The 14,172-nt window shown below is 40.9% G+C and carries 14 protein-coding genes; 7 read left to right on the top strand and 7 right to left on the bottom strand.

Annotated features, from left to right (window positions below; genetic code table 11):
• Positions 1–174: 174 nt before the first annotated feature.
• The 5 genes from Q8M98_06475 to Q8M98_06455 all read right to left on the bottom strand — a co-directional run bounded on the left by Q8M98_06475 (position 175) and on the right by Q8M98_06455 (position 3,124).
• Positions 175–1,362, bottom strand: a complete 1,188-nt coding sequence (locus Q8M98_06475) for a phage portal protein (GenBank protein ID MDP3114406.1) — start codon at positions 1,360–1,362, stop codon at positions 175–177.
• Positions 1,359–1,760: a hypothetical protein gene (locus tag Q8M98_06470; protein ID MDP3114405.1), complete on the bottom strand. Its 402-nt coding sequence runs from the start codon at positions 1,758–1,760 to the stop codon at positions 1,359–1,361. The genes Q8M98_06475 and Q8M98_06470 overlap by 4 nt, the downstream gene beginning before the upstream one ends.
• Positions 1,761–1,896: 136 nt before the next feature.
• Positions 1,897–2,244, bottom strand: a complete 348-nt coding sequence (locus tag Q8M98_06465) for a hypothetical protein (protein ID MDP3114404.1) — start codon at positions 2,242–2,244, stop codon at positions 1,897–1,899.
• Positions 2,244–2,702, bottom strand: a complete 459-nt coding sequence (locus Q8M98_06460; protein MDP3114403.1) for a hypothetical protein — start codon at positions 2,700–2,702, stop codon at positions 2,244–2,246. The genes Q8M98_06465 and Q8M98_06460 overlap by 1 nt, the downstream gene beginning before the upstream one ends.
• The gene (locus tag Q8M98_06455) at positions 2,699–3,124 is read right to left on the bottom strand and encodes a glycoside hydrolase family protein (GenBank protein MDP3114402.1); all 426 of its coding nucleotides are present in this window, start codon (positions 3,122–3,124) and stop codon (positions 2,699–2,701) included. The genes Q8M98_06460 and Q8M98_06455 overlap by 4 nt, the downstream gene beginning before the upstream one ends.
• A gap of 200 nt (positions 3,125–3,324) precedes the next feature.
• Here Q8M98_06455 and Q8M98_06450 point away from each other — a divergent pair, with 200 nt between their 5' ends.
• The 6 genes from Q8M98_06450 to Q8M98_06425 all read left to right on the top strand — a co-directional run bounded on the left by Q8M98_06450 (position 3,325) and on the right by Q8M98_06425 (position 12,167).
• Positions 3,325–4,296, top strand: coding sequence for a hypothetical protein (locus tag Q8M98_06450; GenBank protein ID MDP3114401.1), 972 nt, complete (start codon positions 3,325–3,327; stop codon positions 4,294–4,296).
• A gap of 11 nt (positions 4,297–4,307) precedes the next feature.
• Complete coding sequence (locus Q8M98_06445) at positions 4,308–6,164, top strand: dynamin family protein (GenBank protein ID MDP3114400.1); 1,857 nt, start codon at positions 4,308–4,310, stop codon at positions 6,162–6,164.
• The gene (locus tag Q8M98_06440) at positions 6,161–7,780 is read left to right on the top strand and encodes a dynamin family protein (protein ID MDP3114399.1); all 1,620 of its coding nucleotides are present in this window, start codon (positions 6,161–6,163) and stop codon (positions 7,778–7,780) included. Before Q8M98_06445 ends, Q8M98_06440 begins: the two co-directional genes overlap by 4 nt.
• Positions 7,777–9,960, top strand: coding sequence for an Hsp70 family protein (locus tag Q8M98_06435; GenBank protein ID MDP3114398.1), 2,184 nt, complete (start codon positions 7,777–7,779; stop codon positions 9,958–9,960). Before Q8M98_06440 ends, Q8M98_06435 begins: the two co-directional genes overlap by 4 nt.
• 79 nt (positions 9,961–10,039) lie before the next feature.
• On the top strand, positions 10,040–10,348 hold the full coding sequence (locus Q8M98_06430; GenBank protein MDP3114397.1) for a phosphopantetheine-binding protein: 309 nt from the start codon (positions 10,040–10,042) through the stop codon (positions 10,346–10,348).
• A 118-nt stretch (positions 10,349–10,466) separates the two neighbouring features.
• Positions 10,467–12,167, top strand: a complete 1,701-nt coding sequence (locus Q8M98_06425; GenBank protein ID MDP3114396.1) for an Hsp70 family protein — start codon at positions 10,467–10,469, stop codon at positions 12,165–12,167.
• A 32-nt stretch (positions 12,168–12,199) separates the two neighbouring features.
• Here Q8M98_06425 and Q8M98_06420 read toward each other — a convergent pair whose 3' ends face one another.
• The gene (locus tag Q8M98_06420; protein MDP3114395.1) at positions 12,200–12,415 is read right to left on the bottom strand and encodes a hypothetical protein; all 216 of its coding nucleotides are present in this window, start codon (positions 12,413–12,415) and stop codon (positions 12,200–12,202) included.
• Positions 12,416–12,480: 65 nt separating this feature from the next.
• Between Q8M98_06420 and Q8M98_06415 the strand changes: the two genes are divergently transcribed.
• Entirely contained in the window at positions 12,481–13,365 is an 885-nt protein-coding gene (locus Q8M98_06415) for a hypothetical protein (protein ID MDP3114394.1), read from the top strand.
• On the opposite strand, the gene Q8M98_06410 is transcribed toward Q8M98_06415, so the two are convergent.
• The coding region (locus Q8M98_06410; protein MDP3114393.1) for a phage minor head protein at positions 13,355–14,172 on the bottom strand (818 nt) is incomplete at its 5' end. The two genes, Q8M98_06415 and Q8M98_06410, sit on opposite strands and share 11 nt — an antisense overlap.

Genomic DNA, 14,172 nt, shown 5'->3' with positions numbered 1-14,172 from the left:
CGGGTTCATCTCGTCAAAGAGGAGCGAGACCAGCTCGACTTCCACATTACGTAGTTCGCCCTTCTTGACGATCCTGCTCTTAGTTCCGAAGATATTCACTGTACCTCCTTAGGGTTAGTGATAGGTTGTTGATTGCTGATTTGCTGTTTGAAATCTTGCATATTATGACTCCTGTTATAGATTGCGATTCTGCATAAAGAGTTGCTCATCCGCAGACTGGAGCTTCTCAGTTAGATTGCCGAAGTTGAATTCGTCCGGAGTGAGGTTCCATCCGAACTCAAAGTTGAACTCTATTGCCAGGGTAAGTGCCAGGCGGTTCTGCAGCGGTTTGACTACGAAGTGGTAGAACATCAGCATATCGCTCTTGTTATCGCCACCAAGCTGCCCTGGGATTAGCTGTGAGACTATCCTTGCCGGGACCCGGTGATAAGCAAAGATACCTTCTCTCAGGTCTTTCTTAAGTGTGATGAAACCACCTTCCCGGTCTTGCTGACGAAGTGGCTCGAGGCGTATCTTAACGTCTCTGCTTTCACTCTCGATCAGTACAGTAGAGTGGCTCTTGGCATTGCCTTTGACTTCGGTGAGTGCTTTCTCGATCTCTGTATAGGCATCGGTCATGACTTCATTGCCCTGCTCATCTGTTACAGTTCCGTCTCTGAGAGTTCCACCTTCTACGATCACGAAATAGTCGATCATGAGACCGTTCTTGAAGTTGTTGTAGTCGAAGGTCTTGATCTCGGAGAGTATCTCGACATTGATAGCTATGGGTAAACAGGCTAAGCCCCAGGCATTGCTCTTATGAGTGCTCTTCTTGATGTGGATGATATCGGCATAGGCAAAGTCTTTCTTCTGGTTGTTCTTTACCTGGATGTAGTTAGGGCGAAAGAAGCCGAACTCATCATAGTTCTCCACGATCTGCACTTCAGAGGGCAGCATCCTTTCCAGACCCATCCACTGTCCCTGTGCGTTACGCATCTTGATCAGGAAGCCATTCCCACAGGCGAGATAGAACTTGATCATCTCTGCCAGGATAGTGGTCTGGTCTTCACAGGCAGGGAACTCCGCAGCTTCCATCCAGGACTTTACCTGGCTGTTCTTGCAGTCGAACTCCATAACCGTTGCCATAGACAAGGCATCCACACAACCCGAGTGATACTCATCGGTATCCAGGAGGTTGAGCAGATTGCTCATGGAGTAGGGTTGAGAGACTACTTTCTTGGTCTCGGCTGCTTTGGAGATCAGTTGCTTACCGACCCGGCTGCACTTGGATAAATCAATCGGCTCGGGCTTGTACTTGCTCTCCAGAAGGTCGCTGGCAGAGCTGATTGCCAGGTTATAGCCACCCAGTCGCATTACTCTCATGCAGAGGCTCCAGTACCACTCTTCAACAGGTCTATCTTGGCAATCCTGACCAGTCGGGTGCCATCGATGCGGCTGGTGTAGTATTCCACACTGGGCAGGTCCCGGTTCATCAGCTTGAGATAGAAAGACCGGAACTTCTCCTTGAGCAGATACAAGTCGGAATCAGGATCAGATACATTCTGGGCATTAACGATCAGGAATACTGTCCAAGCCAGATCGGTACTCACATACTGTCGGGATGTGCCGTTCTTGCCTGTCTCTGAGTCGAGGATCACTATAGCGCAAGGCAACTGCTTGGGGATCACATCTTTGTTAAACTGGATGGTAGGGATATCGGAAAACGTAAGGGCATTCACTATCCTGTCTCTTTCAACAGTAAACTTTTCATGTGCGGTCATAGACTTACCTCGATAGAATTCAGTTGTTGGTATATCCACTGCTCCCGGTTAGCAATAACAGATGCGAATACGTTACGGGCAGCTATGCCTTCCCGCTTGATCTTGCCCCTGATGAGATAAGCGATCTCGGCAACGGTCAGAGCTTTCCTGTCTCCTTGTCAGTCCAAGACAGGTGCTTGCGTTCGACCCAGGCGATTAGTGGAGCGATCGGAGTCCAGGAAGGCACTTTACCGCCCAAAACGAAAGGCTCGTGACGGACATTGGAGCCTACTCTCAGGATCATAGCTGATGGACTAGTCTCGACCAGATAGCCTGTATTACCATAAAAGTCGCCCTTATCGTAGATCTGCTGTGCCAGTATCTCCTTGCGGGACTCGGCATCGATCACAGAACCAATCAAATGCAGTCGGCTCTCCAAGGCAGCATAGATAGCCAGGTAGATCTCCCGCATCAGTTCATCCGGAGTGGTATAGCTATCAGGCATCAGATCACTCCCACCCGGATCACTCTCGGAGGTCGGGGTTTCAGCTCATCCAGGCGATTCTGACCTTGTAGATTGAGATAGTCACGAAGCCCAGTCAGTGCTCTTAGCTCAAGGTTGGCTTTGAATGCGTCAATTTCGCTTCCTGTGAGCAGTTCGGTGGCTGACTGGTCTAATCCTACGGTCTTGACTATTCCCTCGCCCAGGGTCTTCAAATTGAGAAACTCACATGTACTATGCAGCATAAGGAAACAGAACCCAAAACGAAAAGAGACACTGAATGGCTCTTCATCTGGCATGTCTTCCTGGATTGCCCGAATATAGTGTTCTGGTAAAACAACAGAACGAACCGTCTCCAGAACCAGAGTCCGATGTTCTTTGAAGATGCCGTTATCACCCATCTCCTTGGGGAGATTGAGAATAGCCAGCATGGGATCAATCTCGACCGGGATAGGTATCACTTACCTTTCCTCATCAGTTCGGATAATTCAATCGCCCTGCGACCAACTTGCTTTGCCCACTTGGATACAAGCATGTTATTTGCAGCCCGTTCCCAGTCGCCTGCTTCTATGAACGCAAGGGTGTTTTTGAAGCTAAGTAGTCCTTTTATGCCCATGTTAAAGCACATATTCAGCAGTACCGATTTACGTACCTCATCAATCTGAAGATAGATTTTTGGAATCTCAGACAGAATTTGCCTCTCACACTGCAAAATATCGCCTTCTAAGAGGACATAAGCTTCCTTCTGAGAGATACCACAATCATCCAGATTACGACCGACTCCGATGGTCAATTTACCTGCTATACAGCGATATGGTTTCAGCCGCAAACCCTCATGCCTCAGCAGTTGTTCTTTCATACGTTCCAGTAAGTTAGCTTCCATTGTGTCTCCTTGCGATGTCTATGGATACTCTATCCAGTGCAAAGAAACCACTACCCCGGATAAACACAAATACGGATGCATAAGGATGCAACAGAAATTGTGATTGACAAATTATCGCATTCTCAGATAACGTGGAATTGGTGGTAGGACTAAAAATACTTCCTAAAATACGTAAGAAAGATCAGTTCAAGGAGAAAACAATGGATGAATTTGATGACATTGTTGACTATGATGGTCAACAAGACGATGCTCTAGGAAACTCTTTGTCAATCGAACCAAACCATGTTAATGATGGTGCTTGGATTTATGAAGATTATCAACTTGTAGGTGAGATGACTCCAACTATTACTGGAGGAGTAAGAATCAATTCATTAGGCAATAGTCAAGGAATGGGCTTAGAAGATTCATACGATGCTTTAGGTTTTGATTATGACAATGTCCAAATGCCTTGGGATGATAATCCAGCTATTGTGGGGACACCAAATGCAGATCAAAATCACTGGCAACAACAAGAAACAGATTTTACCTGTGCTGTCCAAGCACAAAGAGGAATCATTGAGCAATTTACAGGCGAGGAAGTATCTGAATCACAATTAGTGTATGAAGCTACTGCTAATGGATGGCTAACAGAGAACGGGATGAACCCTGATGATGTGGGCAATCTTCTGGAATTACATGGGGTTCCTTGCCATACAAATGATGGAGCCTCGATTCAGGATTTGATGTCTGAGTTATCTGAGGGAAGAAAAGTTATTGTTGGGGTTGATTCTGGCGAATTATGGCATGGGGAACCATTGGAGGACTTCTTTCACCAATCTGCGGATCATGCGATCTGGGTTACTGGTGTCGATTTTACTGATCCCAATAATCCACAAGTAATAATCAATGACTCTGGTGATCCTAATGGAGCAGGAAAACAATATGCTTTGAATGACTTCATGGATGCATGGCAAGACTCTGGATTTAATTACGTAGCAACTGACATTTCTCCTAATGGTGGCTCAACAGGCTGGGGCAGTCAATTGACATCATTTTTGGATGATCATTCAGGTAGTCATGATGTTTCAGTTACAAGTCCTGATTTAAATATGCACACTCAAGAAATAGATTTTGCATCATACATCGACAGTTTAAGTGATACAGATGTAGATCAGTTACTTATGTATTTGTGAGGAGAAAATAAATGCTATTGAATCCAGAAAACACTCAAATTGACACAGTTATTAAACGATTAGCTGAGTTAGGATCGATTGTTGGAAGATCCGAAGCAGTTGAGACACTGCATAAGTTAAATTCGAATTACCAAAAAGGGATATTTCGGATTGTTGTTATTGGAGAGATCAAAAAGGGGAAAAGCAGCTTCATAAATGCTTTGCTAGGCCAACCCAGTTTAGTTCCAGTCCAAGACGATATTGCTACTTCAACAGTCTACAAATTAGTGTATGGGAAAGAGCATAAAATACGGGTATACTTCAAAGACATTGAAAACAAGATTCAGAATAGAATTATTAAGGAGGCAGAAATTGCTGAATACGGTACAGAAGATGGAAACCCTCAAAACAAAAAAGGTGTTGAGTTTATAGCGATTCAAAGCCCCAATCCATTACTTAAAAAGGGAATAGTGATAATCGATACACCTGGACTTGGTGGAATAATTAAGCAACATAAGGAGATTACCTGGAAATACATCCCCAATGCAGATGCGATATTTTTCGTTTGTGATTCCGTAGAAACACTTCTTAGCCGGGCTGAGATTGAATATCTGCAGAAATTGAAAACTCTTTCACCATACATATTCTTTGTTCAGACAAAAACTGACATTGTTCCTCAAACACAGTGGGAAGCTTGGATGACCAGAAACAAAGATATATTAGCTAAAGAGTTAAATGTACCTAAAGAGAAACTGATATACTTCCCTGTAAGTTCGAAGTTAAAGCATAAAGCAGACAGGATCAAATCGGGAAAAGAACTTGACCGAAGTGGGTTTTCGAAGATATTGTATTTTCTTTATAATCATTTGATCCCACAAAAAAGTGACAAGCTGTACCAGAACTTACTGATTAGTACAATTTCTCATGCAATTGAAATCCATAGGCTCTTGACCGAGAAAATGATAATCACTTCTGCGGAGAATAAGGAGCAACTAGATACTATAGAAAAGCAAATCCTTGAGGAGAGATCAAAGTATGAAAACTGGAGAAATACTGAGTACCCAAGCTTAGTTAAGGAGTTTCAGGATAACCTTGATACGCTAAAACGGACTACTCGAGATAGCCTGTTTAGAGATCTTGATCCATCGCCCAATGGCACATTAGTATCCAGCTTTGTTAAGGAAATCCGAGAAATGGATGTGGATTCAGACGGTCTTAACACAGCTGCACAAGAAATCATATCTGTTTTTATAGACAAGTGCCACGAAATGATAAATAGTGTATTAGAGTACCATAATAAACAAGAGTACGAACTATGCTCTGATCTATCCCAGAAGTTGTTAAACAGTGAATTTGTCGCAGATCAAATAAGATTCAATCCCATAGATGTGAGACCAAAAGACACTTTGGGAATACCAACAAGTACTTTTGAAAAAGCTAGAACAGCATTGTATGGTGGTATGGCAGGAGGGATGTTAGCCAGCATTGTTGCTGGAATTATCTTCCCCCCAAGTCTGATCGTTACTATCATTGGGGGAGCATTGGGGGGTGCTGCTGCAACCTTAGACGCACAAAAGCGAAAGAGAGAGGAATATCTAAGGACGCTAGAGTCTATCCTTTGCGATACCGCTAGACGCATGCAATCCGAATCTATCAGATGCTTCGAAAACACCTTTATCCAATATGACAAACGAATACGTGACATGCTTGGATTGGCAATAAAACAGAGAGATAACGAATTCAAAAACAAACTGTCCGAAATACAAGCTGCTAGGCAACAGACACAGGAGCAGCGAAAAGAAAACACATCAACTCTACAAGAGATGATAAAAAGTGTAAAGAAAGTCATAGATGATTTAAATATCAGTATTCAAGAGATCAAGCAGTGAATACAGACATACTTTTTTCTTACGAAAAAATTGAAGACTTGATACAAGAATTTTCCTTCAGCTTTCCCAGGGAGTTGATTAGACATCCTGTTACCGCAGAATATGCTTCAAGAATTGAATCCCTACACTTGCTGGAAACTCTTAAGTCCCCCTTTACTATAGCTTTCATTGGTCAAATGCGTTCAGGTAAATCGACTCTTTTAAACTCAATAATTGGATCAGATCTAGCACCGGTGGGTATTAATGAAACTACTGCAACCATTAATTGGTTTCGATACTCAAAAAATGCAGATATTAAGATATTCCGTGTTTACTGGCAAGACGGCAGCATTAGCGATCACCCTCTTCACGAAATATCGAAATGGATTGGCTCTCAAGAGAATATTACACGAACTAAATGGATAGATTTTTACTCAAACTCAGAGTTGCTGAAAATCACAAGTATTGTGGATACCCCTGGAACAAGAAGCACAATACAAGAGCATGAAGACGCGACCCTAGGTTTTCTGTTAGAAGAACAAACTCTAATGCATGGTGGTAGTGCCGATGCAATAGTGTACGTTATTAATCCTAGCATGAGAACAGACGATAAAGAGATATTAAATCTATTTGGCTCTAAGACTAGATTGCCTGGAGCATCAGCTTATAACAGCATTGCAACTCTCCAGAAATGGGAGCATTTTGATGGACGCGCTTGGGAAAAGGCTAAAGAAAGAGCGAAGAAATTCGAAGTTGAACTAGTTGGGAAGGTATCCTGCGTCGTCCCAACAAGTGGACTTTTAGCCAGCGTCTTAGCCGCAAATACAGGAGATGTATGGCAAGAACTACTTGATTATATTAATAGTAAGAGCCTAGACATGATTGAGGAAGATCTTTTTACTCAAGATGATTTTCCTGTCATAAATTTAAAACAAAGAATTAACTGGCTTGTTTTACCTCTGTGCTGTCGATATGCTAAACACAAATCCATCAATAAAGTAAACGATTTGTTGTTTGAGTTGTTAGAGCTTAGTGGGGTCTCTCTATTAACTGATTTGTTAACAAAGCACTTCATATCGAAAGCGAAGATTATTAAACTGGGTACAGCGGTCAATAAAGCTGCTGAAGTTGGAGCAGAAGTTAAGATAAAAATAGATCAAGAGTTAAATAGGCAAAAAGCCCTAACACGAGATGCAAGCATAGCACTGACGACCATATCCTCGGATATAAGATTAAGTAAGGTTAAACAGTATGTTGATGAAACACGACAAATAATTGATACCAATACTTTAGTTTTAGAATCCATGCTTCGCAAAGTAGACGATACTCTGTATTTCTCCAAGCTTTGCTTTGATTTCTTTGAATCTGACATCATATGTTTAAAACTTATGGAAAGCGAAAATGAGGAGTTTGACATCAATGATAAGCGCCAGTTGCAGCACTTGTTCGGGATATCAGGATCAAGTATAGAGCGTAGGCTTAACTGTGATTTAAACTCAAGTAATGAACAACTAGGGAAAACAGCCTATCAATTGCATAAGGAATACCACATCAAAAAACACATGTACGGTAATAAAATCTATGGACATGCAATAAATGTTTGCAGTAAAATTATACAAAACCTTGAGAGTATATGATGTCTATCAATAATAAACTCATTTCAATTGATTTCGGAACAACACGAACAAAAATGGCATATTTTGACTCTGCCAGCAAGAAGGCAGAGCTGTTTAGAATTGGGGATGATGATAAACCCTATATTCCTTCCTTGTTCTATCTTTCGTGTAATGGAGAGATATTCTGCGGTGATGATGCGGTTTTTCTTGGGAAAGATGATCCTGGAGGATTGCTTGATCAGCCCCTAAAAAGATCTCTGAGAGAGTCAATAATCATAGCTGGTAACGGTCAGAAAACTACTCCAAAGATATTGCTGCAGACCCTGTTTTCATGCTTGCGTGAAAAATTACTGCAACATCCTGAGTTTTCAAGTGTAAAACACCTTAAGGCAGTTATAACTATCCCATCATTATACGGTCCTCCTGACGAAAAGTTACTACGTGAGGCAGCCGTTAATGCTGGCTTTGAGGATGAAAACCTAGCATTCATACGAGAACCAATAGCTGCTGCTCAAGCATGGTTTTCGGAAACAAGTTATGATTCAAAATATCTGATCGTGCTTGACTGTGGTGGGGGAACACTCGATTGGGCTTGTTTAAAACAAACAATGCCTGGTCATTTTGAGTTGATACCCGAAATCAATTTCGGCGGTGACGATAAAATAGGTGGGTATGACATAGATGAAGAACTGTACAAACACATATTATCTAATCTACCCCACGATGAGATCGACTATTTTAGGAAAAACAAGAATACAGTTATTAGGCAACTTCAGACACTAAAAGAGAAGTTCAGTAAAACAAAAACAGATGGTGTGTTATCTCTATCAAAATTGAAAGTCCATGTTTCAATTAAAGATATTGAAGAGGTCGTGAAACAAAGGTATGTAAGTCAAGCTATAGTTTCGATCACTCCTTTTATTAGTAAGGTAACATCAAAATTAGGGAACGTAAAACCTGATTTGTTACTTGTTGGTGGCAGTTCAAAATTTAAGCTCTTGTATGATGGGCTATCATCCTCTGGTGCGTGCAATCCGATTAGCTGGGAAAGATCAGAATTTGCTACAGTCCTTGGAGCATTGAATGAATGTTGCTCATCCGGAGTAGGACTCGATTTTCTTGATGTCGATGATGTTATCCATAAAGGGGAATCAGCTTTTTCAAATTCCAGATATTTTGAAGCATATTATTACTTCTTGCTAGTATCATGTTATCGTCCGTCTAACGGTGATGTTAATAATAGAATGACCGAGATTGAATCGACTATTGTTAATACGCCAGAATTACTGAAAAAATATCGTGACAATTCGATAAGTGAAGGTTTTGATCGGGATTTAGCATATTTGATTTATGGCTGGATTTATGCAACTACTAATCAAGATTTTTGCGATGCCCAGAAAGCAAAAACGGTATTTGATGCATTGTTGAAACGAATTCCTGAATGTCCTCTATTGTATTTAGGTCTTACGATAATATCATTGGCACAAGAAAATCAGAATCAGACATTAAGCTTGTTAGATAAAGTAATAGAGTTGGATGCAAATCAAATCTCTGCCAAATATCTAAAGTGTCTTCTGTATTGGAACCTGGGAGAAGTAAATGATGCTGCCTGCCTTCTTGAGCAAAATCTTGCAGCTGATCCAGATTTTGTTGATGCAATTGTTCTACAAGGGAAAATCGCTTCAATATCTTTCGGAGAATATGATAAAGCCATATCTCTATTTAACAGAGCAATTGAGTTGGATAAAGAATCAGTTGATAACGATGAGGCTCTCTTTGCTTTAGGGTTGTGTTACAAAGAGCTTAACATTGATGATACTTACAAACAAGCGGCTTTTAACTGCTTTAACAAATCTACTAAATTAGGATTTCTCTATTCAATTCGAGCTTTAGCAGATTGCTATCTTGAGGGATTTGGAACCGATGAAGATGCTACTAAGGCTTTTTGTTTATACAGAGTGGCTGCTGAAAACGGTGAAACATACAGCATGAAATTTATTGGTGAGTGTTATAAGGATGGATATTTTGTTGAACAGAATGCTAGTAGGGCATTCAAATATTATAAACAGGCAGCAGATTTGGAAGATGCTGAAGCAATGCAATTAGTTGCAGATTGTTATGAGAATGGCATTGGTGTAACTAAAAACATCCTTGAGGCCAGAAATTGGCTTAGAAAAGCCAAGCAAGCAAGTGGAACATGATTACGATAATTTTGGGAGGTGAATCTTCGATCCGATTACGATTGCGTTAGTATATGGTGGAATCAAGCTTGTTAAGTGGTTGAGTGACAATAATACGACCTACCAACAAGAGCCTACTGAACAACTTGAAGTGTTGGAGCAGCAAAGAGAGTATTCCACCCTTGATCGAGTAAAATACGTCTTGTCAATGGTCACAGAAAGACCAGTCGACAAAATTTCGAATGGACATGTCGTAGCATCCTTAATTGAAGATTCGCTACAACATGTATTATTAGTGATTGCTCTTGAAGAGCAATTCAATATTGAACTAACAATAGCTGATACTGTTAAGATTCGCACAGTATCAAACTTGTCTGATCACATTTCAAGGATGATGAATGCTAGTTAGTTCAACTACAATGTTCTTACTTGTGTTATTCACTATACCACTGAGTAATTTGATCTGTAATTGGTTATGATGTATGCTTAACGCTGTGTCTATTGATTTTGGAACATCAAGGACCAAAATGGCGTTTATTGACAGCAATGGTAAATCTGAGTTGTTTAGAATTGGTGAAGACGATAGGCCTTATTTACCATCCATTTTCTATTTGGCAGAAGATGGTGGAAGGTATTTTGGCGATGATGCAAGGTTTCTGGCCAATGAATCTTCACTAGGTTTACTGGATTGTCCCTTAAAACGTTCCTTAAGAAGTGGAGTTTTGATCACTGGAAATGGGCAGAAAACGTCTCCAATTGATTTGCTTACACTTATGTTTATGTCTCTTAAGGCATTGATAAAGCAGAATCAGAGCTTTTCAAATGAATCAACCTATCAATTGTTTTTAACTATTCCCGTACAATATGGACCTGCAGATGAGGACTTATTAAAAACAGCGGTCGTAGCCGCTGGGTTCCAGTCTGATACCTTATCATTTGTGCGAGAACCAATAGCTGCAGCTGAGGCATGGTTTTATGAACAGAAGGTTTCCGATGAATACATAGTAGTGCTAGATTGCGGTGGTGGGACACTTGACTGGGCTTGCCTGAGACAAATAAGCCCAGGCAGATTTGAGTTGTTTAGTGACATACCACCAGATGGAGATAATCGAATTGGAGGATACGATTTGGATCAAGAGCTTTTCAACCATATTTTGACGGCAGCGGACAATAGCGAACAATTGTACTGTAGACAAAACAGAAACCTGCTGCTAGAAAAGCTAAGAAATTTAAAGGAAAAAGCGTGCCGTTTTCAATCTGATAGTGCTGTCAAGCTTCAAGAGCAAACTATATCAATCCCTATGGATGTTATGGCAGACATCGTCAATAAGAGATATATAAGACAGACTATTCTGTCCATATCCCCTTTTATTGGTAAATTAAAGGAGAGGACGCAGATTAGCAGGCCTAAGGTATTGCTTGTTGGAGGTTCCGCAAAAGTTGTTGGTCTAGTAGATGCTATACAAAAAGAATGTGATTGCGAAGTAGTTATCTGGGAAAGATCTGAATTTGCTACAGTTTTAGGAGCTTTACCGATTAGAAAAGAAACACCACAAGTTTCAGAGGCTATTACTGAGATAGTAGTGGGCTCGCATAGTATGTCTCATAATACAAATAACAACCAGGATCAAAAGATCAGTGTTAATCAAAACAACAGAGAGGTGAAAATGGATGATTTTAAGGCACATGCACAAGCTTGTTACGCAATCATTGAAGGTAAGGCATCAAGCAACCAATGGGTACAGGGTATTTCGGGTATTTTTGGCTTTCCGTTTACCTTAGCAGCTGATGTAGGTGTTGTCCCTGGTATTTATGCCCCACTTTGGACGGAAATTCGTTCAATCTATGGTCATGTACCAGTTTCAATGGATTCAGCAGGTCCAGTGATTAAGAACATAATACCAGAGGTGTTATCAGATTTATTATTAGACAAAGCACTAGGACAAATACCACTAATAGGCATATATTTCAATATAATTTGTGCCAAACATATGACATGGAGATTAGGAACTCTTTTCTCAATGATGTCGGCACGAGGTGATGACATAGTGTCAGACAACATAACCAACTGCATGAAATTAATAAGGATGCTATTTCCTCAACAAGGTCAGTTCTCTTTTACCACACCAGATAAAAATGCATTCATTAGATTGGTTACATCAGTATCTGATATATCTCCTGTAGATTATAAAACGAAAATCAATAAAGGCCTTTTAGCTATGGAGTAGTTTTGGAGTATAGTTATGGATGTTAAGCCACCCTATTGGCTATCAATAGGACTGATTGTTTTAGGTATAGTAACAGCAACTATCATGCCCTCGATAGTCGGTGTTTTTGTGCTATTAAGATGTATAGAAGCAAGTAAGGCTAAAGCAAGAGGCGATTTTGATGAAGCAAGAAGATTATCAAGGCAAGCTTGGTGGAATCCGTTTGGAATACGTCCAGTATTTGGTTGGATAATAGGTGGTACTGCCATCGTCGTTTTGGTGCTCCTACTGATAAATTCGTAGTCCTCTGTTATCCAATATTAAAGGAGAAGTTATGTCTTGGCTACAAGTAAAAGGTAAGCTGTTCGTGTGCATTAACTGTGACAAAAAGTTGAAAGTCGAGTATGAAGGTGGTAATTTATCTACTCTTATAGGAGATGATGAGGTCAGCAATCAACTCAATTACTCTGAGCAGTTTGGACAAATTGAAAGTGATCCCAATAAAGACGGTTATTATCTATATGATTTTGGAGTATGCAGTAATTGCTACAACAATGCAGTTTCATCGGATCACAAGAAATACTCAATAACAACTATAGAACACAATGCAAATGTTCAGAGGGCGAAACAGCAGTGCTATCAATTAGTACTTAATGAAGTTTTTTCAGCAATTCCAGCTGTTATAGATCAAGTCACGTATGAAACGATAGTATCCTTAACAAATGAAGAGATTCACTCAGCGGATGTACATGCCAAAATTTCCGATAAGCATGTTGAAAAAAGAGTAAAATCGTATTGGCATACGTATAAAGACAAACTGGTTTCTTCTTATGTGGAGCTAATGATCGCTATGTATGTGAACCGCACCATTGTGTCTTATGTCAATGAGGTTTCTTCATTATTAGATTCCTATTCTAAAAAAGTGATTAAGCTGCCTTTTTACAATAGCATATTGATCGAAAAGAAAGTAAGTGGACCAGAGAACCTTAACAACTATATCGAATCCCCAGAAACAACAAGATTTCCAGTATCCGAAACCCCCTATGATGTGTTTTACAATCAAATAAACTATGGCTTATTCAGCCTTTATGAAGATTCCAAAATTGACTATGATGATATCGTAAGTATTTGCTCCCAGTCCATAGATGTCATTAATAATATTAAAGCACCGATCATTCAAGTGCTACGACAGGAAGGCATGTGCGTAATCAAGTCATAACCGTCCCAGTCCTACACTTCCAATGAAACGGTGGGAAAGGTGTGTGCGCTCCGGTGACACCAACCGGGTTCATCTGTGAGTCGTATTCGATCTGATCATCTTTGATCCAGGGTGCTAGTGCTTTGATGTATTCCCGGGCATCATCCAGACTATTCGACTTGATATCTAATGCCATGAGGTTATCCATCACTTCCAGGGCATCGTTAAGCGGATAGACCCTGTCTTGAGCTGCCAAAGCACGGCAGATATCACTGGTACGGTCATCCAGGATCACCACGAGCTTGTAGTATCTGGCTTTGGCTTTCTTGTAACCTTGAAGCCTGCCGAACTCTCTGATTCTGAGAGCAGTATGTTCTGCCAGTCCTTGCCAGTAGTGGGATGACTTATCTGCGATGTCACCAAACTGCTGTTTGAGGGTATCTGCCAGCATCTCTTTCGTATAGCCCTGTTCGATGGCATTGGTGAGTGTATCGGCAAAGTTCTGTCTTATATCAGCTTCAAAATGATTGCCAATCCAGAACAACTGCTGCTTCTGGATTGTGGATGATAGATGCTGATCCTCGATGCTCCAGAGCCCGATACTGGTCTTAGTAGGGGCTTGCACTTGGGTGTCCTTGAGTCCGAGCCGCACACAGCGGTCTATTATCGCTTTGGTGGGCTCATTGACCAGTGCTGCGAAGTCATCTCCCAACTGGGTATTGATGATGCCCATAAGCTTATCTATGGAGTCTTTGTTGATCTTCTCAGTTCTTGGCATATGGATATTCCGGAGTAACTGAGCCACCCATTCCGCTTGATGAGAGCCAC

This window comes from Candidatus Cloacimonadaceae bacterium, from assembly GCA_030693415.1.
In the GTDB taxonomy this organism is placed as follows: domain Bacteria; phylum Cloacimonadota; class Cloacimonadia; order Cloacimonadales; family Cloacimonadaceae; genus JAUYAR01.
The sequence above is the reverse complement of the archived record's forward strand: the minus strand, read 5'-3'. Positions and strand labels throughout refer to the sequence as shown.

Excerpts from the sequence above, each read along its gene's own strand:
- Q8M98_06450 (MDP3114401.1), top strand. The coding sequence starts at position 3,325 with ATGGATGAATTTGATGACATTGTTGACTATGATGGTCAACAAGACGAT.
- Q8M98_06435 (MDP3114398.1), top strand. The coding sequence starts at position 7,777 with ATGATGTCTATCAATAATAAACTCATTTCAATTGATTTCGGAACAACA.
- Q8M98_06415 (MDP3114394.1), top strand. The coding sequence starts at position 12,481 with ATGTCTTGGCTACAAGTAAAAGGTAAGCTGTTCGTGTGCATTAACTGT.
- Q8M98_06465 (MDP3114404.1), bottom strand. The coding sequence starts at position 2,244 with ATGCCTGATAGCTATACCACTCCGGATGAACTGATGCGGGAGATCTAC.
- Q8M98_06420 (MDP3114395.1), bottom strand. The coding sequence starts at position 12,415 with ATGGCAGTACCACCTATTATCCAACCAAATACTGGACGTATTCCAAAC.
- Q8M98_06425 (MDP3114396.1), top strand. The coding sequence starts at position 10,467 with ATGGCGTTTATTGACAGCAATGGTAAATCTGAGTTGTTTAGAATTGGT.
- Q8M98_06470 (MDP3114405.1), bottom strand. The coding sequence starts at position 1,760 with ATGACCGCACATGAAAAGTTTACTGTTGAAAGAGACAGGATAGTGAAT.
- Q8M98_06455 (MDP3114402.1), bottom strand. The coding sequence starts at position 3,124 with ATGGAAGCTAACTTACTGGAACGTATGAAAGAACAACTGCTGAGGCAT.
- Q8M98_06445 (MDP3114400.1), top strand. The coding sequence starts at position 4,308 with ATGCTATTGAATCCAGAAAACACTCAAATTGACACAGTTATTAAACGA.
- Q8M98_06475 (MDP3114406.1), bottom strand. The coding sequence starts at position 1,362 with ATGAGAGTAATGCGACTGGGTGGCTATAACCTGGCAATCAGCTCTGCC.